This window comes from Micrococcus sp. IITD107, assembly GCF_041927415.1.
Classification (GTDB): domain Bacteria; phylum Actinomycetota; class Actinomycetes; order Actinomycetales; family Micrococcaceae; genus Citricoccus; species Citricoccus terreus.
The window spans coordinates 784880-807231 of the sequence record NZ_JBHFFN010000001.1 but is presented as its reverse complement, the minus strand read 5'-3'; the positions used below and the strand labels follow the sequence as shown (position 1 = coordinate 807231).

At 70.1% G+C, this 22352-nt stretch carries 14 protein-coding genes; 6 read left to right on the top strand and 8 right to left on the bottom strand.

Translation table 11 applies throughout. The features are described from left to right. Positions 1-3: 3 nt before the first annotated feature. The 6 genes from ACEXHE_RS03790 to ACEXHE_RS03765 all read right to left on the bottom strand — a co-directional run bounded on the left by ACEXHE_RS03790 (position 4) and on the right by ACEXHE_RS03765 (position 7051). Positions 4-702 carry a type 1 glutamine amidotransferase domain-containing protein gene (locus tag ACEXHE_RS03790; protein ID WP_374784747.1) on the bottom strand — a complete coding sequence of 233 codons (699 nt, stop codon included), beginning with the start codon at positions 700-702 and terminating at the stop codon, positions 4-6. Between the two features lie 61 nt (positions 703-763). Next, positions 764-1759, bottom strand: a complete 996-nt coding sequence (locus tag ACEXHE_RS03785; RefSeq protein WP_260061841.1) for an NAD(P)-dependent oxidoreductase — start codon at positions 1757-1759, stop codon at positions 764-766. Further along, positions 1756-4563, bottom strand: coding sequence for an alpha/beta fold hydrolase (locus ACEXHE_RS03780; RefSeq protein ID WP_374784746.1), 2808 nt, complete (start codon positions 4561-4563; stop codon positions 1756-1758). The genes ACEXHE_RS03785 and ACEXHE_RS03780 overlap by 4 nt, the downstream gene beginning before the upstream one ends. After that, on the bottom strand, positions 4560-5582 hold the full coding sequence (locus tag ACEXHE_RS03775; RefSeq protein ID WP_260061839.1) for a 3-oxoacyl-ACP synthase III: 1023 nt from the start codon (positions 5580-5582) through the stop codon (positions 4560-4562). Before ACEXHE_RS03775 ends, ACEXHE_RS03780 begins: the two co-directional genes overlap by 4 nt. A 105-nt stretch (positions 5583-5687) precedes the next feature. Next, entirely contained in the window at positions 5688-6647 is a 960-nt protein-coding gene (locus tag ACEXHE_RS03770) for a M56 family metallopeptidase (protein ID WP_374784745.1), read from the bottom strand. A 44-nt stretch (positions 6648-6691) separates the two neighbouring features. Beyond that, positions 6692-7051 carry a BlaI/MecI/CopY family transcriptional regulator gene (locus ACEXHE_RS03765; protein WP_374784856.1) on the bottom strand — a complete coding sequence of 120 codons (360 nt, stop codon included), beginning with the start codon at positions 7049-7051 and terminating at the stop codon, positions 6692-6694. 302 nt (positions 7052-7353) lie between these two features. On the opposite strand from ACEXHE_RS03765, the gene ACEXHE_RS03760 reads away from it, so the two are divergent. The 3 genes from ACEXHE_RS03760 to cydC are packed head-to-tail and all read left to right on the top strand — an operon-like array spanning position 7354 to position 13605. Beyond that, positions 7354-8955, top strand: a complete 1602-nt coding sequence (locus ACEXHE_RS03760; RefSeq protein WP_374784744.1) for a cytochrome ubiquinol oxidase subunit I — start codon at positions 7354-7356, stop codon at positions 8953-8955. 47 nt (positions 8956-9002) lie between these two features. After that, on the top strand, positions 9003-10022 hold the full coding sequence (gene cydB, locus ACEXHE_RS03755; protein ID WP_091696352.1) for a cytochrome d ubiquinol oxidase subunit II: 1020 nt from the start codon (positions 9003-9005) through the stop codon (positions 10020-10022). A gap of 55 nt (positions 10023-10077) precedes the next feature. Next, positions 10078-13605, top strand: a complete 3528-nt coding sequence (gene cydC / locus ACEXHE_RS03750) for a thiol reductant ABC exporter subunit CydC (RefSeq protein ID WP_374784855.1) — start codon at positions 10078-10080, stop codon at positions 13603-13605. 10 nt (positions 13606-13615) lie between these two features. Here the strand turns inward: cydC and ACEXHE_RS03745 are convergent, their stop codons facing one another. Then, complete coding sequence (locus ACEXHE_RS03745) at positions 13616-16192, bottom strand: DNA topoisomerase (ATP-hydrolyzing) subunit A (protein WP_374784743.1); 2577 nt, start codon at positions 16190-16192, stop codon at positions 13616-13618. Positions 16193-16294: 102 nt separating this feature from the next. Here ACEXHE_RS03745 and ACEXHE_RS03740 point away from each other — a divergent pair, with 102 nt between their 5' ends. From ACEXHE_RS03740 to ACEXHE_RS03730, 3 genes are all read left to right on the top strand, one after another. Next, on the top strand, positions 16295-19027 hold the full coding sequence (locus tag ACEXHE_RS03740; RefSeq protein WP_374784742.1) for a GNAT family N-acetyltransferase: 2733 nt from the start codon (positions 16295-16297) through the stop codon (positions 19025-19027). Positions 19028-19094: 67 nt separating this feature from the next. Then, the gene (locus tag ACEXHE_RS03735) at positions 19095-19709 is read left to right on the top strand and encodes a DUF5998 family protein (protein ID WP_091696700.1); all 615 of its coding nucleotides are present in this window, start codon (positions 19095-19097) and stop codon (positions 19707-19709) included. Then, positions 19706-20875 (top strand): alkaline phosphatase family protein, encoded by a 1170-nt coding sequence (locus ACEXHE_RS03730; RefSeq protein ID WP_374784741.1) that lies wholly within the window; start codon positions 19706-19708, stop codon positions 20873-20875. Before ACEXHE_RS03735 ends, ACEXHE_RS03730 begins: the two co-directional genes overlap by 4 nt. 24 nt (positions 20876-20899) lie before the next feature. On the opposite strand, the gene sepH is transcribed toward ACEXHE_RS03730, so the two are convergent. After that, positions 20900-22264 (bottom strand): septation protein SepH, encoded by a 1365-nt coding sequence (sepH, locus tag ACEXHE_RS03725; protein WP_374784740.1) that lies wholly within the window; start codon positions 22262-22264, stop codon positions 20900-20902. Between the last annotated feature and the right edge of the window lie 88 nt (positions 22265-22352).

The window sequence follows — 22352 nt, the reverse complement described above, 5'->3', positions numbered from 1 at the left end:
GACTCAGCCCAGGTCCGTGATGATCATCTCGGCCAGCCGCTGGGAGGACTGAGGGTTCTGCCCCGAGTAGAGGGTGCCGTCCACCACCACGTGAGGACGGAAGGGCAGCAGCCCCTTCTCGTAGCGAACGCCGATCTGCTCGAGCCGGTCCTGCAGCAGCCACGAGGCCTTCCAGGCGAAAGGATTGACCCGTTCCTCCAGGTTGGACAGTGCCGTGATGTGTCGGCCGGTGAACGGGGAGCGGCCCTGCTGGTCTGCCGTGGCCAAGACGGCTGCGGGGGCATGGCAGAGCAGGGCGATCGGCCGGGCGGACTCCAGACGCTGGCGCAGCAGCTCGCCACTGGCACGGTCCACCGCCAGGTCCTCCATCGGACCGTGGCCGCCGGGGTAGAACACCATGTCCGGTGACATCGGATCCACCTCATGCAGATCCGCAGGAGAGGCCAGGACCGGTTCGAGCGCGGCCAGCTGGGACCGCAGTCGGCGCGTGGTCGAGGGCAGTCCGCCGGACAGACCCAGGCTGAGCTCATCGACCACAGGTGGAACGGCACCGGGTGTGGCGACCAGCACCTCGAAGCCGGCGTCACGGAACGCGGTGTACGGGACCACGAACTCCTCGGCCCAGAATCCGGTGGGGTGCTGGGTGCCGTCAGCCAGGGTCCAGTGACGGGCGGCGCTCAGCGCCATGACGACAGTGGTCATATCAGGTGCTCCTCAGGTGGGGTGTGATGTGAGGCGATGCCCGCTCATTCTGCCCTGAGGTTCACACCGAACGGTAGTGGTCGGCCAGTCGCTCGAGGCCTTCGTCGACGCTGACGCGGGGCGTCCAGTCCAGAACCTCCCGCGTGCGCCGCTGGTCGAACCAGTGAGCGGTGGAGAGCTGCTCGGCCAGGAACCGGGTCAAGGGCGGCTCGTCACCGCTGCGGCCCAGGTCGGCCCATTCCCAGATCCGTTCGATCACCGCACCGGCGGAAGTCGCCACGCGGGCAGGAATCCGCAGGCGGGGTGCCGGTGCGCCGCCGGCGCGGGCCATCTCCCGGATCAGCTCGCCGATGGCCCGCGGTTCGCCGTTGGTGACCACCAGTGCCTCTCCATGTACCCGATCCACCGCCTCCACGGCTCGCAGCACGGCATCCACCGCGTTCTCCGTGTAGAGGGTGTCCACCAGGGCGGCCCCTGGACCGAGAAGGGGCATCCTGCCCTGACGGGCGCGGTCGACGATCCGATCCGTCAGCTGAGTGTCTCCGGGCCCCCACATCAGATGCGGGCGCAGGACCAGGACCCGGAAGTCCTCCGCGTCCGCAGCCAGGGCGAGCAGTTCTGCCTGCGCCTTGGTGCGTGCATAGTGGCCTCGGGCATGGTCCGGATCCGCAGGCCCGGCCCCCTCGCCCACGATCGAGGTCCCTGCGTGCGCCACGGAGGGGGAGGAGATGTGCACCATCCGCTCCACTCCGGCCTCCTGGGCCGCTTCCACGACGTTGCGGGTGCCCTGGACATTGACCTGCTCGTACTGTTCGGCAGGACCGGAGACGGAGACCTTGGCCGCCACATGCACCAGGGTGTCCCGTCCTGCCATCGCCTGGCGCACGGTCTCCGCGGACGTCACGGAGCCCTGGACATCACGGGCACCGGTGACCCCGGAGGGGCGCCGCTGCAGGGTCACCACGTCATGGCCGGCCTCCACCAGGCGGCCGGCCACTCCGGCGCCGAGCAGCCCGGACGCTCCGGTGACCAGGACCTTCAACGGCTTCGGTGTCATGGTCGACCGACTTTCCCGCCGGACAGGATGCGCTCGGCCCATCCGGCCAATCGCGTCCGGTCGATCTTGGACTGGTGGCGGATGTCCACCGGGACGGTGTCCGTGACCAGCACGGCCGAGACCGGCACCGGGGCGGCGGCCGAACGGACCTGACGGGTCAGCTCGGCATCGGCCAGCCCGGGACGCGGGGAGCGGACTCCGGGCACCGGTGAGGGTTCGACGACGGCCACCACCGCCTGGGTGCCCACCGGCCCGACGCCCACGACGGCGGCCCGATGCACGCCCGCAAGAGCGTCGATGCGTGCTTCCGGCCCGCCCGGGGCGACCGGGCCATCGGGCGAGGTGACCACATGCTGGAGGCGACCTTCGATCCAGAGCCGACCGTCGTCGTCGAGGTGACCCACATCCTGAGTGCGATGCCAGTCCCGGTCCGGGGTGGAGTCACGCTTGGACCGCGCGTCCGTGAGCCACAGTCGGTCATACCCGGCCTTCATATGCGGCGCTGAGACGACGACCTCGCCCAGGACGCCGAACGCCTCCGGGCCCTCGAGCAGGGTGTCCGAGGAGGTGCCGTCGGCGCGCAGGGGGGCGATGGCCACGCGCACGGGACCCACCGGCAGCCCCACGCAGACACCGTCCTGGTCAGAGTCGGCCGAGGTGACCTGCTCGATCGTGTCCCGATCGATGTCGGTGAGCAGCAGCGACTCGGTCATCCCGTACGGGGAGTGGATCTGTGCCGAGGGGAAGACCTGGGCGACCTGGGCCATCAGGACCGGATGCACCGGTGCGCCGGCGGAGAGCACCAGGTCCACGCGGGCGAGGGTGGAGCGCTGGGCATCGTCCAGCGACTCGGCGGTGGCCACCACATTGCGCAGCGCGGCCGGTGAGGCGAAGACGATCGTGGCGCCGGCGGCGTCGGCGGCCGCGGCCACCGCCTGGGCGGTCAGGCTCGCCGGCTCCGTGACGGACATGTCCGGCGTGGCCGAGGTGGCCCCGATGGCCGGTCCGAGCAGGGCGAACGGAGCGAAGCCGGCCAGCAGGGAGGACCCGGGGCGGACGTCGAAGACATCGCGCAGCAGGGCGGCCAGGGCTGCCAGACGGCCATGCGTGTACATCACACCCTTGGCCGGACCGGTGGATCCGGAGGTGAACAGGATGGCCGCTGGATCAGACGGAGACGGAGCCGGACCGGTGAAGCGCTCTGCGGCATGGCGGTCCATCATCGAATAGATCGAGTCCTCGACCCGGAGCCCGGATGCCACCACGGCGGAATGCGTGCGCACAGAGATCCGGCGGCCGGGCCAGGACTGCACGCGGGCCACACTGAGGCCGGGCAGCTCACCGATGATCCACTGGGGGCGGGCCGCTCGGACGGCTCGGGTCATCCCGGCCACTCCCAGACCGGCATCGGCCACCACTCCGACGGCGCCCAGTCGCAGGCATGCGTAGAGGATCGCAGTCAGGTCCCGCCCGGGTGGGACCATCAGGGAGACACGGTCCCCGGGACGGACGCCGATCTCCTGCAGCCCGCAGGCCACGGAGTCCACGACGGAGGCCAAGCGCTCCCAGGTGACCTCGCCAGGGTGCGTCCCGGCCAGATCCACCACCGCGAGCGTGTCCTGGTCACGCCACTCGTCCAGGAATGACCACAGGGGCCGCTGGTCGTCCGACCAGGAGGACGGGGCCCGGTCTGCGGCGGGTGACGGCTGGACGCGATCCATCTCGGTGGGCACAGCCCGCTCGAGCCAGAGCAGGATCGGTTCGGCGATGTCCACGTCCTCGGGCAGCAGATGCCCGGCTGTCTCGAAGCGGTGCAGATCCGCCTGCGGGAGGCGTTCCAGCAGGTCCGCCAGATACCGGTCCAGGAACACCGGATCCTTCGGTCCCCACAGGATCAGGGCCGGCGTGGACTCGCGTCCCAGCAGGGCCAGGTCCGAGGAGACCCGTTGCAGTTCGGCATGGGAACCGTGCTCCGGGCCCACGGGGATGTCCGCCACGAATCCGCCGATCCCGCCACGACGCTCCGCCGCGCCGGCCGCCGTGCCCGGTGCGGCATCGGCCGTGTACGGAGCATGGAAGGCGGCCTTGACATCAGGGGACAGAGACGGGTGGCCCAGGGCCGTGGTAGTGCGGAGGAAAGCGTCGGTGACCACGGTGGAACCGGGCAGCAGAGGGCCAGCCAGCGCCGCGCGCAGGGGTGCAGGCAACGGGTCCTCTGACCGCTGATGGACGGCGGTGTTCAGGGTCATGACGGCCGAGACCAGGTCCCGGTTCCGCCCGGCCCAGCCCAGGGACACGACGCCGCCCCAGTCGTGTCCCAGCGTGACGATCCGGTGGCCCTGGCGAGCCTGGACATCCAGGCCCAGCTCCCGCACCACCGCATCCAGATCCGCGATGCGCCCGGTGAGGGTGCGGTAGCCCAGCGCCGTGCTCGGCTGACCGGACTCCTCGGCGGTGGCCGGAACGGGCAGACCGGGGTGGGCCAACCGCTCCGAGCAGCCCATGTCCAACTGGTCCAGTGCCACCACGCGCCAGACCTGCCGGGCGCCGGTTCGCTGTCCGGCGCGGACCGTCGCCGCAGCGACAGAACGCCACAGATAGGACCAGGTGGGGTTGCCGTGGACGGCCAGGATGGTGCCGGTGGGACTGACGCCAGCGGCCTCGAGAACCGGTCCGGTGTCCAGCACGTGGAAGGTCCGCTCGCCGTCCACGGTCTGGGCTGTGACGAGTCGGCTCCACGCCGGATCGAGACCCGGCAGCGCGGAGTGGTCAGGGATGAAGGCAGGGGCGGCGGGCAGTCTCACCAGTCGATCTCCAGCATGGCGGTGTTCAGTCCGGAACCGACGCCCAGGCAGAGCACACGGTCGCCGCGCTGGAGCGAATCGGCCTCACGGGCCAGGGTGATGGGAAGGGATGCGGGGCCCACATTGCCCAGGACGGGGAAGGTGGTGGGGATCCGTTCGCGGTCGATGCCGGCGGCCTCGATGATCGAGTCGGTGTGCAGCTGGGAGACCTGATGGGTGATGTACCGGTCCATCTGGCCCCAGTTCCAGTCCTCCGGGACCTCGTTCCAGGCGTCCATGACGAGCTCGAGGCCGTCCTTGAGCAGGGCGGTGGAGTCGGTGAACATGCCCTCGTGGTCGCCCACGCACAGGTCATGGTGGTCGGTGCCTGCGCGGGTGATGCCGCGACGGATCCGGTGTCCTTCCGGGTGCAGGTCGGAGCGGCCGATCACCGCAGCGGCTGCGCCGGAGCCCAGGGTGAGGGAGGCGAACTGCTCCATGAAGTTGCTGCGGTCCACGGACTCGGCGTGCAGATTGGCCAGTGTCGCCCGTTGGACCTTCACCGAGTCCTCCCCGGCCACCACCACGGCGTAGTCGATCTGCCCGGCGTCGATCATGGTCGCGGCCAGGGACATGCCGTTGACGAAGGCCAGGCAGGCGTTGGTGATGTCGAAGTTCGTGGCCGAGGTCGGCAGGCCCATCTCGTGGTGGATCCTCACGGCCACGGAGGGCTCCAGGGTCTGGCGGGTCACCGAGGTGTTGACCAGCAGCCCGACGGCGGAGGCATCCACGCCGGCCTGCTCCAGGGCTGCTCGGCCCGCTTCTGCGGCACCGCGCTGGAACTGATCCGGCTCCTCCCAGTTGCGCCGTTCATGCACGCCGGCCACCCGCTGCAGCAGGCCTCGGGGCAGCTTGAGCCGCGTGAGCACCTCCACCAGCTCGTCGTCGATCTGGTCAGAGGTGACCGTGACGGGGGCCACGACCTCGGTGACCGAGAGCAGAGAGGCGTTGGTGTGACGGAAGATCGCGTTGCCTTGCACTATGTGGCCTGGTCCGTTCCTGAAAGGGGTGTGGGGGGACGGCGGTCACGACCGCCGAAGATCCAGCCTAGCGAATCTCCCAGAGTGCAGCGCGTTCGGAGTGGCTCAGGGGCTCAGGAGCACGATCGGCGGCAGCAACGCCAGGGTGCCGGCCGCCAGGACGACACCGAACCGCTGCCAGGCGGGAAGGGGGTCGACGGGGGAGAGGAGACGATAGAGACGCAGGGTGATCGGCACGGAGGCGGCCGATGATGCGGCGGCATCGGTGTCGGTGGTCGGCGGGGGTTCCGTACCGGTTCGAGCCAGGGCCGAGACGAGCACCTCGCGGCGATGCTCCCGCAGGGCAGAGTCGTCGGCGAGCATCTCCGTCAGGCCACTCACGGCGCGCCGGGCGACCTGTGTGGTGGGCAACCAGGGAAAGGCCCGATGCCAGGCCTCGAAGGCCAGCCGAAGCAGGTCGTGCCGCTGGCGCACATGCGCCCGTTCGTGGGCCACCACCGCGCGGACCTCATCCGCGGTCAGCTGCTCCAGCAGGCCATGGGAGACCACGGTCACCGCGCCGGTGAGGCCAGGCAGGCAGTACGCCACCGGGGTCTGGTGGGGAAGCACTCTCGTGGGGGAGCCGCCGATGAGCCCATCGAGCCGACGTGGACGTCCTGGGGCGGCGAGCAGGTCGACCAGCTGGCGGTGTCGGCGGCGCTCCGTCAGGGTGCGCACGCCGGTCACGCCCAGGGTCAGCAGCAGGTGAGCGGTCAGCACGAGCGCCAGCGTCACGGCGGCGATCCGGGCCGGTGCCAGATCGTCCGTGCCGAGTCGGTGGAGCCAGTCTCCGGTGACCAGTGCCTGGACGGCACTGGGCACCGCCGTCTGCAGGCTGCTGCCGTACGGGGCCAGCCCCCAGGCCAACGGCGTTCCGATCATCGCCAGCCCGCCGGCCAGCGCCACGGCCTGCCAGAGCACCATGGCGGTTGCGGGCGCCCGGCGCACCCAACGAGCCCTGCCCAGCAGCACGGGCACCGGCCAGGCCAGCAGCAGCGCGAGCACGGCCAGGATCAGGGCGGTCATCGGCTCAGTCTAGGTGGGTGGGCCCCGCTCGACTGAGGTCCTGGTCAGCGCGAGAGCAGGCGGCGCAGCGCGGCGGTCTCATCGGCACTGATGCCACCGATGAACCGTGCCAGGACGGCCTCTCGGTCCGGAGCTGACCCCAGGACCTCATGGAGCAGGCCGGCCGTGTGCTCCTCACGGCTGGCCAGGGGTGCATACCGATGAGGTCGCCGATCTCCCTCGCGCCGGACGAGACCCTTCTTCTCCAGACGGGAGAGGACGGTGAGGACGGTGGTCACAGCCAGCGGCCTGGCGGTCTGCGCGCCGTGCTCGGCCAGCGCGTCCCGCACTTCGGTGGCGGTCAGGGACACGCTGCGATCCCACAGCAGATCCATCACCGAGCGTTCCAGCTCGCCCAGTCCCATGGTGCCCCCTTCGACATCCGGCGGAGGCGGTGCCTCACGGCCGGGATCACGGTCTTCAACGGTGTGCGACGCCCCGGCTGCGGTGATCTCACTCACGTTCACCGCAGGGGGGCGACTCGGATTCTACAGGACGTAGAAAACGGGGCTACGCTGGAGTCATCCGGCGGAACAGAGCTGTTCCCCAGCCGGCCTCGCACCGCCCTGGACAGGGCGATCGGGTCCGGTCTGCCCTGGCCCGCCGCCGTCTCATTGGTTGCTGCCCGTGCGCGTCCGGGCAGCCCTGCGGAAAGAGGGCATCCACTGTGGATCCTTTGGACATCGCCCGGTGGCAGTTCGGCATCACCACCGTCTATCACTTCATGATGGTCCCGTTGACCATCGGCCTGGGCATGGTGCTCGTCTACATGCAGACGAAGTGGCACCGCACCGGTCAGGAGCAGTACCTGCGGATGACCAAGTTCTGGGGCAAGCTCTTCCTGATCAACTTCATCATGGGCGTGGCCACGGGCATCGTCCAGGAGTTCCAGTTCGGGATGGCCTGGTCCGAATACTCCCGGTTCGTCGGTGATGTGTTCGGTGCTCCGCTGGCCATGGAGGCGCTGATCGCCTTCTTCCTGGAGTCCGTCTTCCTGGGCATCTGGATCTTCGGCTGGAACAGGATCAACCCTCGGATCCACCTGGCGGCGCTCTGGGCGGCTGTGATCGGCTCGGTCTTCTCCGCCTACTTCATCCTGGCCGCCAACTCCTGGATGCAGCATCCGGTGGGAGTGGAGATGGTGGATGGCCGCCCGGTGATGACGGACATCTGGGCCGTGCTGACCAACAACACGCTGATCGTGCACTTCCCCCACACCATCTTCGGCGCCGTGTCCGTGGCGGGAGCCTTCCTGCTCGGCATCTCCTGGTACCACTTGTGGAAGCGACGGACGGACGGGATCGACACCGTCGCCGCTGACGGCACCGTCACGGTGGGCACCACCGGATCCAAGGGACGCGATGAGAAGGACCATGCGGTCTGGATCACCTCCCTGCGGTGGGGCGCCTGGGTGGCGGTCGTCGGCTTCCTGGGGACCGCCTTCAGCGGCCATGCCCAGGCACAGCTGATGATCCAGCAGCAGCCGATGAAGATGGCCGCCGCTGAGGCGGCCTGTCACGACGGCACCGCGTTCTCCATTCTCTCCGTGGCCAATCCGCGCACCGAGGGTGCCACCACCTGCGATGACGTGGTGGGCGTGTTCGAGGTGCCCGGACTGCTCTCGTTCCTGGCGCACAACGACTTCACCACGGACGTGAAGGGTGTGAACACCCTGATCCCGGAGTACCAGGAGATGTACGGCACCCACCTGCCCGACGACCCGATGTACGGAGAGCGGGCAGGCATGGAGATCGACTACCTGCCGGTGATGGAGGTGACCTACTGGGGCTTCCGCATCATGATCACCTTCGGCGGTCTGGCCGCCCTGGCCGCGGCGATCGCCTTGTGGGTCACCCGCAAGGGCACCGTTCCGGCCAGCCGGCCCCTGATGCGCTTGGCGGTGTTCGGCATCCTGGCCCCGTTCGGCGCCAACGCCGCCGGCTGGATCTTCACCGAGATGGGACGTCAGCCCTTCGTGGTGGTGCCCAACCCCGATCCCACGGGCATCGACCAGGTGTGGATGTACACGGCGGCCGCCGTCTCCCCGGGCGTCTCCGGTGGGGAGATCCTGTTCTCCCTGGTGGCCCTGACGCTGATCTACGCCGTGCTGATGGTGGTGGAGGTCATCCTGCTCACGCGGTACGTCAAGGGTGGCGTGCCCGCGGGCATGCCGGAGCTCACCGCAGACGAGCACTCCGACGACCACCACGACGGACCTGGCGGCAGCGGCCGACGAGAGGACTCCGATGTCCTCGCGTTCGCCTACTGACCCGGCAGCCCGAGAACACGTGAGAGACAGAGAGACAGGTCACCGACATGGACGTCCTCCCCACCCTGTGGTTCATCCTGATCGCCGTGCTCTGGACCGGATACCTCCTGCTGGAGGGATTCGACCTGGGCGTCGGCATGCTCATGAAGGTCTGGGCACGCAACGAATCCCAGCGCCGGGTGCTGCTCAACACGATCGGCCCCGTGTGGGACGGCAACGAGGTGTGGCTGCTCACCGCTGGTGGCGCCACCTTCGCCGCCTTCCCGCTCTGGTACGCCTCGCTGTTCTCCGCGCTCTACGTCCCGTTGACCATCGCCCTGCTGGCGCTGATCCTGCGTGCAGTCTCGATCGAGTACCGAGGCAAGGCACTCACCCAGCGAGGACGTGCCACTTGGGACTGGTGCCTGGCCGGCGGGTCCGCTGTGGCCGCGTTCTGCGTGGGTGCCATGCTCGCCCTGACCTCCACCGGGCTGCCGCTGAACGCCAACGGGGACCGCGTGGGCGGACCGTTCGTCTGGCTCAACGGCTACGCGGTGCTGGGCGGACTGGCCGTGGTGGGCTTCGCCCTGGCAATGGGGTGGGCCTTCCTGGGACTGAAGACCGACGGCGCCCCGCGCGAGGCCTCACACCGTCACCTCTCGCGCTGGCTGGGTCTGTACCTGGTCCCGCTGGCCCTGTGGGCTGTCCTGGTCCTGGTCCAGAACCCGAAGGCGGCGCCGTGGATCGCACTGGCGGTGGCCGTCGTCGGGATGGTGGTGGCCTGGGTGATGGCCACTCGCCGCCGCGAGGGATACTCGTTCATCTTCCTGGCCGTCTTCCTGGCGGCCGGGGTGACGGCGATCTTCACCGCGATGTACCCGAACGTGCTGCCCTCGACCCTGGATCCGGCGTTCAACCTCACCGTGCAGAGCGCGTCCTCCTCCGACTACACGCTGGGGGTGATGACCTGGGTGGCGGTCATCTTCGTGCCGATCGTGCTGGCATATCAGGGATGGACGTACTGGGTGTTCCGCAGGCGGCTGCAGGAGACCCACATCCCTGAGTCACACGTGGTGACCCCGGTCTGAGCGCCAGATGAGACCCGAGCTGCCCACCTCCCGGCGAGGACGGTCGGCGGTGGCCATGCTGACCCTGCTGGCCGGCGTCAAGGCCGTGGGCTGGGTGCTGCTGGCCACGAGTCTGGCACGCGGCGTGGCGCACCTGGCCTCCGTGCTTCCGGCACCGCAGAGTCAGAACCTGGTGGGGCTGCTGTTCCGCCCGGATCCGTCCGCCTTCGACCCTGCACGGTACGGCCTGACCGCCTGGGCCGGCAGTGCGGAGGCGAGCCTCACCGTGGTCCTCGGGGCGCTCGGAGTCATCGCTCGCGCCCTGGCAGTCTGGGGCCAGCAGGTGATGGCCCGGCGGGCGGCGCTGGGCGCCAAGGAGGAACTGCGGCTGGCCCTGGTCAGACGTCGACTGGACTCGGCGGGCACCGGGGCTGACCGGGCCGGGGCCGATGCGGTGCTGGCCAGCACCGGGCTGGACGGCATGGATGACTGGTTCACCCAGTACCTGCCCGCACTGACCACGGCCGCCGTGGTGCCGCTGGCTCTGGGCGTGTGGATCCTGGCGCACGACTGGGTCTCGGCACTGATCCTGGTGCTGACGATCCCGCTGATCCCGCTGTTCATGGTGCTGATCGGCCGGTACACCGAGGACCGGGTGGAGCAGGCCGCCGACGGACTGGACCGGCTCTCCGACCACCTGCTGGAGCTGGCACGCGGGCTGCCGGTCCTGGTGGGGCTGCGCCGTGCCGGGACCCAGCGTCAGGCGTTGGCCGAGGTCTCCGAGCGCTACCGCACCACCACGATGACCACCCTGCGGACCGCGTTCATGTCCGGCTTCGCCCTGGAGCTGATCAGCACCCTCTCCGTGGCGGTGGTGGCCGTGTTCATCGGGGTCCGTCTGGTCTACGGCGAGCTGGACCTCTACACCGGCCTGCTGGTGCTGACCCTGGCCCCGGAGGTGTATCTGCCGTTCCGGGACATCGGGGCCGCGCACCACGCCTCCGAGGACGGGGTGGAGGCCATGCGCCGGGCACGGGCGGAGGCTGACCGTCCGGTCCCGGACCCGTTCGCCGCCCTCGAGCCAGCCGAGGAGGCGCCCTCCGTCCCCGTCGGACCGATCCACCTGCACCAGGTGACCATCGCCTACCGGGACGCGGACGGAGCACCCCTGCCGGCCGTCGTCGGGGCCGCCACTGAGGCCGGACAAGGGGGACTGGACCTGAGGCTGGAGCCCGGACTGACCGTGCTCGCGGGAGCCTCGGGCACCGGCAAGTCCACGCTGGTGGGAGCCCTGGCCGGCGTGCTGCGGGATGATGTCGCCGCCTTCAGCGGGAGCGTGTATGGACTGCGTGGCCGCCCTGTGGCCTGGCTGGGGCAGCACCCGGCCTTCAGCGAATCCACGGTGCGGGCCGAGCTGGAGCTGTATGCTCGCGCGGCCGGGGCGCAGACCGCCGAGCTGGCGGAGATCATCCGGCACGCGCTCACCGCCAGCGCCCTGCCGGACCTGCTGACACGCCGTCCAGACGATCTGAGCCCGGGCGAACGCCGCAGGCTCGGGCTGGCCCGGGTGCTGACCCGGCTGATGGCCTCTGCCAGAGACGAGTCCCGACGACGTCCGGCCGGGCCAGCGCCGCGCTGGCTGGTGGCGCTGGACGAGCCCACGGCCCATCTGGACCCGGGCAGCGCCGCACGGGTGCGCGCCACGCTGGTGGAGCTGGCGGCCGGTCGGCTGCCGGACGGTCGGCGGCTGGAGACGATCGTGGTGGCGGCCTCGCATGACCGTCTGCTGCACGGGCGGGCGGCTGTGGTGGTGGACGCCACCGGGCGCACCGCTGCCGGGCGGGCAGGCCTGGAGCCGCCATCGGACGGACCTACTCCGGTGGAGGCTCCAGAGCGGCCGAGTCGGGACACTGAGCCGTCCCCGGCCCGGCTGGCGTGGCGGGACCTGCTGTCCCTGCTGCCGGTGACCGATCGTCGCTTCCTGTCCGGTGTGGCGTGGTCGGTGGCCGCCACGCTCTCGGCGGCCCTGCTCGCCGCGCTCTCCGGATGGCTGATCGTGCAGGCGTCCTACCAGCCCCCGGTGCTCTTCCTGCTCTCCGTGATCGTGATGGTGCGGTTCTTCGGCATCGGTCGGGCGCTGTTCCGCTACCTGGACCGGCTGGCCACGCACGACGCCGTGCTCGGCTGGGCCAACCGGGTGCGGCTGCGTCTCTGGGATGCCCTGGGCTCCCGGGCCGCGCTGTGGGGACGGCTCACCCGGTCCGGGGGTGCTCTGTCCCTGCTGATCGCCGATGTGGACGAGCTGCGCGATGCGGTGCCCCGGGTGATCGTCCCGCTGCCTGCCGCGCTGGTCAGCTGGGCCGTGACCGTGGGCGTGGTGGCCGTGATGGCACCCACCGCGTGGTGGCCGGCCGTGGTGGCCGGGCTGGTGGGGTTCACCGTCATTCCGGTCACCGTCTGGCTGGCCGACCGGCGCACGTCCGGGGAGCTGGTGGACCACCGCACGGGTGTGCTGCGCCGTACATCGGCCCTGTTCGCGGCCGCCACCGATCTGGCCGCCAACGGCGCCGCCGGACTGGCCGCTGAGCGGTTCGCCGCTGCGGACGCGCAGGCGTCCAGGCCGCTGCGCCGGTCAGCTGCCGCCGCCGGACTGGGGCAGGCGCTGGTGGTCGCCGTCTCCGGGTGGGCCGCCGTGCAGTCGATGCTCGTCTGCATCCAGCACGGGGTCACCGCGCCGATCACCGCGCTCGTGGTGTTCCTCATGCTCGCGCTGGCCGAGCCGCTGGGGCTGTTCGTCACCGCGGTACAGCAGGGGGCGGTGCTGCGGCGCCAGCTGGCCAAGACCGGGCCGTTCCTGACCTCGACCGGCTCGGCGGACCAGGCGAGCAGCTGGGTTCGGGTGGACGGCGCGGGGCTCAGCGTCATCGAGGCCGAACTGGACCAGGTCTCGGCGCGGTACCCCGGCACCGGCGCCGATGTGTTCACCGGGGCGAACCTGCTGGCCCAGCGAGGCGAGCTGGCCGTGGTCACCGGGCCGTCCGGGTCCGGCAAGTCCACCCTGCTGGCCGTGCTGCTGGGATTCCTGCGGCCTCGCACGGGGACCTACACGCTGCGGACCGGTCCGGACACGGAAGCGGCCCACCGGTTTGCTGCGGGTGCTCGGCATCCTCTGCAGTGGGTGGCCTGGTGCCCCCAGGACGCCGCGCTCTTCGACTCCGCGCTCCGCTCGAACCTGGCCCTCTCCCGTGACCCCCAGGACCGCCCGGGGGAGGAGGAGATGGTGCAGGTGCTGCGCACCGTGGGGCTGGGGCCCTGGCTGGATGCCGCACCCCACGGACTGGACACCCGCGTGGGTCCGGCGGGGCATCGTCTCTCCGGGGGCCAGCGGCAGCGGGTGGCGGTGGCCAGAGCGCTCCTGGCCCGGGCCGACGTCGTGCTCCTGGATGAGCCCACCGCGCACCTGGGCGAGGACGAGGCGGAGGCGCTCATGCAGGACCTGGCCGCGGCGCTGCAGGGTGTCACGACCGTCCTGGTCACCCACGACCGCCGATTCATCAGACTCGGCACACACCACCTGGACCTGGGTGCGGCACCGTCTGCTTGACCTGTCCGCCTCAGTCCTGCGCGTCTGACCCGTCGGTGTCAGAGATCTCCGGAGCGGGGGAGGAGCCCAGACCCACGGCCTCGATGAGCTGGTCCATGCCGACTCCCGATCCGTCTCGGGCGCCGAACTCGATCGGCAGGGCACGGGCGACTCCGCCGGAGGAGGCTCCGAGTGCGGGCAGGGGACCGGACCAGGCCAGGGACAGCTGTGTCTCGCCCTTGAGGAGGCGATGGGCACGCACGCCCCCGGTGGCCCGACCCTTCGCCGGATACTCGTCCAGGGGAGTGACCTTCACCGATCCGGGCACGGTGCCGGGCAGCGTCTGCTCACCCTCGGTCACGGTCACGACGACGGCCCGCTGGCTGTCCGGGGCCTCGGCACCGACCGCGGTGGCGGGGACAGCGGCGAAGGAGATGACCTCATCATCAGCGGCGACCTTCAACCCGGCCATGCCTCCAGCGGCACGGCCCTGAGGACGCACCAGCGAGGCCGCATAGCGCAGCAGTTGCCCACGGCGGGTGATGAAGACCAGTTGATCCTCCTCTGCGGCGGGTCCGGCACCCACCACGGCGTCCCCGTCCTTGAGCGTGATCGACTCGAGATCGTCACGGTGCAGCGGCCAGTCAGGGCTGACCCGCTTGACCACGCCTCGCCGGGTGCCCAGCGCCAGGACGGCGTTCAGGGGGACCAGCCCCACGAGGGTCTCACCGCGGTGCAGGGTGAGGAAGTCCTTCACCTTGACCCCGGCGGTCAGGTTCGGCGTGGCGGAGGGATCGGGCAGGGCGGGGACGTCCACCACCTGGATGCGGTGGATCCGTCCCGAGGAGGTCAGTGCACCGATCTCGCCGCGCGCGGTGGTGGGCACGATCGAGCGGTAGGCGTCATGGCGTTGCCGGCGTCCGCCGGGCTGGATCGGGGTGGCGTCGGCGGTGCGGGCCAGCTGGCTGGAGGTGGAGAGCAGCACGAAGCACGGGGTGTCGGCCACCAGCAGATCGGCGGCTGTCCCGCGTGATCCGGCGGTCCGGGCGGCGGGGGCCGCTGCCACGGCCGGGGCCAGGTTCTCGGACTCCAGCAGCACGGTGCGCCGGTCCGTTCCGTGCTCGTCGGCCACGGTGGCCAGCTCGTCGGAGACCACCTGACGCAGCAGCGCGTCCGAGGCCAGGATCGCCTCGAGCTCGGCGATCGCCTTCCTCAGCTCGTCCTGTTCGGCCTCCAGCTCGATCCGGGAGAACTTGGTGAGCTGGCGCAGTCGCAGCTCCAGGATGTGATTGGCCTGGATCTCCGTGAGGTCGAAGACGGCCATGAGCCGTTCCCGAGCGGCCGCGGCATCGTCCGAGGAGCGGATGATCTCGATGACCTCGTCGATGTCCACCAGGGCCAGCAGCAGCCCCTCGACCAGATGCAGCCGGTCCTTCTTCCGTCCCAGGCGGTAGACCGTGCGGCGCCGGACCACATCCAGCCGGTGGTCCACGTAGACCGTCAGCAGGTCACGGAGCCCCAGCGTGCGCGGCTGGCCGTCCACCAAAGCCACATTGTTGATGCCGAAGGACTCCTCCAACGGAGTGAACCGGTACAGCTGGGTCAGGACCGCCTGCGGGTTGAACCCTGACTTGAGCTCGATCTGCAGCTTCAGCCCATGCTTGCGGTCGGTCAAATCCAGCACATCGGCGATCCCAGTGAGCTTCTTGGCGTTGACCGCATCCTTGATCTTCTCGATCACCTTCTCCGGCCCCACGCCGTAGGGCAGCTCGGTCACCACAATCCCGGTCTTGCGCGCCGTGACCTGCTCCACCGTGCTGGTGGCCCGCATCTTGAAGCTGCCCCGTCCGGTGGCATAGGCGTCACGGATGCCGTCCAGGCCCACGATCCGACCACCCGTGGGCAGATCCGGTCCGGGGACGAAGCGCATCAGCTCCTCCAGGGAGGCCTCCGGCTCGGTCAGCAGATGCCGAGCGGCGGCGATCACCTCGCGCAGGTTGTGCGGGGCCATGTTGGTGGCCATGCCCACGGCGATCCCCGAGGCCCCGTTGACCAACAGGTTCGGGAAGGCCGCGGGCAGCACCGAGGGCTGCATGAACTGGTTGTCGTAGTTCGGCACGAAGTCGACGACGTCCTCGTCCAGGCTGCCGGTCATCGCCAAGGCGGCCGGGGCCATCCTGGCCTCGGTGTAGCGCGGAGCCGCAGGGCCGTCGTCGAGGGAGCCGAAGTTGCCGTGGCCGTCCACCAGTGGCAGCCGCAGGGAGAAGGACTGGGCCAGACGGACCATGGCATCGTAGATGGCGGAGTCGCCGTGAGGATGGAGCTTGCCCATCACCTCGCCCACCACACGAGCGGACTTGACGTGGCCTCGGTTCGGGCGCAGCCCCATCTGGCCCATCATGAACAGGATGCGCCGTTGGACCGGCTTCAGTCCGTCCCGGGCATCCGGCAGTGCCCGTGAGTAGATCACCGAGTAGGCGTACTCCAGGAACGAGGCCTCCATCTCCGCGGAGACATCGATGTCCACGATGTTCTCCTGCTCCAGCGGGATCGTCTGCGGAGCCGGGCCGTCGGAACGAGAGCGGGAGGTCTTGGAGGTGCGGGCCATGGGGGAGGGACGTGTCCTTCGTGCTGATCGTGCTGATCGTGCTGACCAGGATGGATGCGCGCAGTCCGTGCACGGGCCTGCGGAGATGTCTAGGCTGATCATATGGGCGAATCCACGCGAACCTCTGAATATCCGGCCCACTGGGAAGCCGATGTCGTGCTGCGTGACGGCAGCACGGCGCATCTGCGTCCCATCCGCCCGGACGACGCCGAGGAGCTCGCCCGGATGCACCGGCAGCAGTCGCAGACCTCGATCTATCTGCGCTTCTTCACCTACAAGTCCTCGTTGAGCTCCAAGGAGCTGCAGCGGTTCACCCAGGTCGACCATCGCGACCGGGTGGCGCTGATCGTCCTGCGCGGTGGCGAGATCATCGGCGTGGGACGTTATGACCGGCTCGATGATCCGCTCGAGGCCGAGGTGGCCTTCAACATCGCCGACTCCCAGCAGGGCAGGGGGCTGGGCTCGATCCTGATGGAGCACCTGGCGGTGGCCGCCCGCGAGAACGGGATCCGCCGGTTCTCCGCCGAGGTGCTGCCGGAGAACCGCAAGATGCTCTCGGTGTTCCAGGAGTCCGGCTTCGAGATCTCGCGGCGATTCGATGACGGAGTGGTCGCTGTCGAGTTCTCCATCGATCCCACGGCCAAGGTCCGCGCTGTGATGGAGTCCCGTGAGCACCGCGCTGAGGCCAAGTCGGTCTCCGAGCTACTGGCACCGGAGTCGGTGGCGGTGATCGGAGCCAGCCGCGAATGGGGCTCGGTGGGCTATGCCCTCTTGGAGAATCTGATCGAGGGCGGTTTCACCGGGCCCGTCTACGGGATCAACCGTGATGCCCTGGAACTGGCCGGCATGATCTCCCGGGCCTCGTTGGACGAAGTCCCGGGTGAGGTGGAGCTGGCCGTGGTGGCCGTGCCGGTGGATGAGATCCCGCAGGTCATCCAGGACTGCGCGCGCAAGGGCGTCAAGGGGATGCTGGTGGTCACCACCGGATTCGCTGATGCCGGACCAGAGGGGCTGGCCCGCCAGCGTGAGCTGGTGCGTGAGGCGCGGGCCAACGGCATGAGAGTGATCGGACCGGCCTCGGCCGGGCTGGTCAACACGGACCCTGCGGTCTCGCTCAACGCCTCCGTGGCGCCGTTCCTGCCCCTGCGCGGTTCGGTGGGGCTGTTTTCGCAGTCCGCCGCCGTGGGCGCCACTCTCTTCGCCGCCGCCCATCGGCGGGGGATCGGCGTCTCTTCGATGATCTCGGCCGGCAACCGTGCCGACGTCTCCGGCAATGACGCCATGCAGTACTTCGAGGACGACGACTCCACCACCGCCGTCGGCCTCTACCTGGAGTCCTTCGGCAACCCCCGCAAGTTCTCCCGCATCGCCCGTCGGCTCTCGCGCACCAAGCCGGTGGTGGTGGCCCGCTCCGATGTGATGGGTCGGCGACTTCCCCCCGGGCACGAGACCCGCACCACGCAGGCACCGGCAGGTGCCGTGGACTCGATGCTCGAGCAGACCGGGGTGATCCAGGTGGACAACCACGACGCCCTGATGGACCTGATCCAGGCGGTGTCCTGCCAGCCCCTGCCCCGAGGGCGCCGTGTCGGAGTGGTCGGCAACTCCCCGGCGCTGAACCGCGTGGTGGCCGATGCCGCTGAACGGCACGGGCTCACGGTCGTGCAGACCGTGGAGGTGGAGGGCATGGACGCCGAACACACCACCTCCGACGCCGAGGCCGCGTTGGACCGAGCGGTGCGCAGCGCCGTCGCCCAGTGCGACGAGTCCTCCGTGGACGCCCTGCTGGTGGTCACCCAGGCGGGCATGCAGCAGAACCCGGGGGACGCCGTCGAGCTGGCCCGCTGTGTGGAGCAGGCGGCGCGCGACTCGCAGATCCCGGTGCTCGCCTCCTTCACGGGCGTGCTGGATCCCACGTTCCAGTCCGCTACGGTGGTCGGCGCCGGTCCCGCTGAGCAGCCCGGGGGGCTGCAGCGAGGACTGCCGGTGTTCTCCAGCCCGGAGCAGGCGGCCCGAGTGCTCAGCCAGCTGGTGGACTATGTCACCTGGCGCAGTGCCGAGGCAGGAGTCCCCGCCGAGCCCACCGGCATCGACCGTCGCCGGGCGGAGGACCTGATCCAGGGCTGGGCTGGCCGGGCCGACGGCGCCGAACTGGTGCGGCTCTCGGCCCAGGAGACCGAGGAGCTGCTGGCCTGCTACGGAATCTCCGTGCTGCCCTCGGCGCGTTTCACCAGCGCAGACGAGGCCGTTGCCGCGGCAGACCGGCTGGGCTGGCCGGTGGCCGTCAAGGCCGTGGACTCGTATGTGCGGCACCGTCTGGACCTGGGTGGTGTGCGCCTGAACATCGTGGACGCCGACTCGCTGCGGCGCAATGTCGAGCGGATGCGTCAGGTGCTCGAGCCCTACGGCAATCCTGACCTGGAGGTCCAGTCCATGGCCCCGTCTGGCCAGGGCTGCACCATCACGGCGCTGGAGGATCCGCTGCTGGGGCCGGTGGTCTCGTTCGGCATCGCCGGGGATGCCGTGGACCTGCTCGACGACTGGGTGCACCGGGTGCCGCCGTTGAACGACCAGGACATCCAGCGCATGGTGCGGGCCCCCCGGGCAGCGGCGAAGCTGTTCGGCCACGGTGGGCTCCCGGACGTGGACACGGCGGCCTTGGAGGACCTGCTGGCGCGCACCGCCGCGCTGAAGGACGATCACCCCCAGGTGGCTCGCATCCGCTTCAATCCGGTGCTGGCCTCAGCGCAGGGTGTGACCGTGCTGTCTGCCGAGATCGATGTGGCCAACGCCGCCCAGCGCACCGACTCGGCCCGGCGGGCCATGCGGGACTGATCTGAGCCGGTGCCGAGTCGGTCCACGGCACACCACCCGCCGTGGACCGACGGATACGATGGAGGGCATGACTCCACTGCGCAGGAACCCTGGATCCGGGCCCCAGGCGGGCGGCACCACCTTGGGTGAAGCCCTGGAACGGGCGGGGTTCTACCCCGAGCTGGTGGCCGACACCCTGGACGAGGTCCTGGACGGACGCACCGTCTCCACCCACTTGGTGCATGTGGACACCCATTTCGACTACGACGAGATCCACCGGCACATCACGGTGCTCGCCCTGGCCGACGATGTGCTGGCCGCCCTGCACCTGGACGACCACGCCCTGGACGAAGGGGGCCACCACATGATGGCCCAGGTCTCCACCGAGGTCATCCCCGTGCGCAGGATCGACTCGGTGGTGACCACCACTGTCCATCCGCGCCCCGAGCAGTACCGCCGCGGTGACCCGGTGGCTGAGGTGACCCTGGCCGTCACGTGGGCCGGTGGCCAGCGCATCGACCTGGGGCCGGCTGCCTGCGGGGATCCCCACTGCGAGGCAGACCACGGCTACACGGGGACCAGCTCACGAGAGGACCTCGTGCTCCGCGTGGCCGCCGAGGCTGAGGGACAGGCGGCCGTGGACGCTGCCGTGTCCTTCGCCCGCGCCCTGCGTCGATCCACCGTGGAGTGGTCCGGACGGTGAGCGCCCCGGACCGACCCGCCGGACCGGACTACCGTGGACGCAGCCTGAGCCAGGTCCTGCCGTCGGCTGCCGCCAGCCTCGGCCTTCCCGGGTGGACCAACGCGTTAGGCCTGCCCGCGTCCCGCCGGGTGGCGGTGGTGATGGTGGACGGACTGGGCAGTGCACACCTGAAGCGCTTCGCAGGACACGCCCCGTTCCTGAAGTCGGCTCAGAGCCAGCAGGCCAGTCTCGTGCTGAGCGCCGCCTATCCCACGACGACGGCCGCCTCACTCTCCAGCCTGGGCACCGGCTTGGAGCCGGGCCAGCACGGGCTGGTGGGCTACGACGTCCTGGACCCGGAGCGGAATGTGGTCATCAACCAGCTCGGCGGCTGGGATCGGACCACCGCCCCCCTCGCCTGGCAGCCACACCCCACGGTCTTCGAACAGCTCGCCGAGTGCGACACTGAGGCTGAGGCGGTCACGGTGTCCCTGCCCAAGTTCCGTGGCTCTGCTCTGACGGAGGCCTCACTGCGGGGCTCGCGGTTCGTGGAGGGCGGCACCCTGCATGCCCGGTTCCAGCAGGCCCGGCAGGAGCTGTCCACCGGGCCGGCCAAGCTGGTCTACCTCTACCTCAACGAACTCGACCGGGCCGGACACCGTCATGGCACCGGCTCACCGGACTGGCTGTACGCCCTCGAAGAGATCGACGCCGCCCTGCGCCGACTCTCCCACCAGGTGCCCGCAGACACCCTGGTGCTGGTGACGGGGGACCACGGCATGGTGGATGTCCCTGAGTCCGGGCGGATCGACTACTCCACGGACCCGGGACTGATCGACGGCGTGGAGCACACGGCCGGGGAACCACGACTGGTCCAGCTGCACTTCGCCGCCGATGCCTCTGTCCGGGTACGGGAGGCCACTCTGAGCCGCTGGCGTGCGGAGCATGGCAGGACCTCGTGGATCCTCACGCGCGAGGAGGCCGTGGCCGCTGGGTGGTTCGGCAGGGTGTCCGATCAGGTGATGCCTCGCATCGGTGACGTGCTGATCGCCCCGTTCGAGCAGCAGGCTCTCTTCGACGGGCGACGGGCCACGCAGAGCGCCTTCGAGATGATCGGACACCATGGATCCCCTACACGGGCCGAACGAGAGGTCCCGCTGCTGACCGTCCACACACCGCGAAGCTGAGCGTGGACTGAGGACTTCCATCCGTCAGTCGTTCTTGCGTCCGAAGACGATCTCATCCCAGCTGGGCACGGTCGCCCGCTTCTGGCGACCACGGCGGCGCCCGCCCTTGCCGGTCTCCGGGTCCGGATCGCCTGAGGAGTCCGTCTCAGACTCGCGGTGGGTCTCGGGACCAGAGTCCTCCTGGTCGGTCGAGGAGGACTCCAGCGCGTCGGTCTGGCCGGCGATCTGTCCGTTGCGTCCGTGGCGGTCATGACGGCCACCGCCGCGAGCGTTGCGCGCGCTGCGCTCCTGGACCCACTCCTCATCGTCCTCCTCGTCCTGGGGACCGACGACCCGGCGGGTCGGGAAGTCCAGGGGAAGCGGAAGGTGCCCGGAATCTTCGTCGTGGTCCTCGGAGGCCGAGTGGTCCTCGAGCCCCTCGTCCTCGAAGAGAGCGTCAGCAGAGGACGGGGCCGGGCCATCGGTGTCCTCGTCCTGTCCGGCCACGCGCAGTCGCGGCCGCTCGGACTGCTCGGACGTCGGCCGTTCGTCGCGGGTGAGCATCAGAGCCAGTTCATCGTCGCCCTCTTCGTCGGCACCCAGACGCTGACCTCGGCGGGCGCGCAGGACATCGAGCAGCTCGTCCTGGGAGTCGGCATCCACCGCCGGCCGCGGTCCGCGGGAGGCCGGTGCCGGGAACGGGCTGGGGGAGGGGACGTCCTCCTCCTCGACGTTGAACGGACGATCGCCCACGGCAGCCAGGCGGCGACCGCCGAAGGGACCGTCCAGCGGGTCCAGCTCGGAGAGCACCTGCGCCCACCGGTTGCGGTTGTCCAGGTGGCTGCTGGCAGGGCGGAAGGACCAGACAGCCGGGGGCTGGTCGCCCACGGACGCGTCCAGGCCCTCCGTGGAGAAGTCGGCCACCACGGTCCACGTGCCGTCATGTCCGCGCCAGGCGTCCCAGCGCAGGGTAGAGGAGTCCATCCCCATGGCGGAGATCCGGTGGCTGACCATCTCACCCAGGGTGGCGGGCTCGTCACCGAAGGCGGAGCGGTACAGGTCATGGCCGGGCTGAGGGCTGGCGACCTCCACGCGACGGGCCAGCTGAGCGGTCCAGTCACGCTCGGCCAGCACGGGGCCCTCATACTTGCGCACCCGATCCAGGTCCAGTCCGAACTCGCTGGCCACCTGCTCGGCGCTGGCTCCCGCCCGGATGCGGGCCTGGATGTCCTTCGGGGCGAGCACACCGGTGGCGGCGTCGGCCGCCTGCGCGGAGGGCCGTCCGATGGGACGCATGGCCGCTGATCGCAGGGACTCGTTGACAGGGAGGGAGAACTCCTCGCCGGCATCGTTGCTCAACAGCAGGTTCTCGCCGTCCTCCTGGACACCTACGAGCCGAAGCTGCTGCATGTTCGTCCTCCACGGGGTCGACGGCGGGTCTGAATGGTCCTTCGGCCGGTCCCGCGGTGCTGGATCGCCAGACGCACTGGAGGCAGAA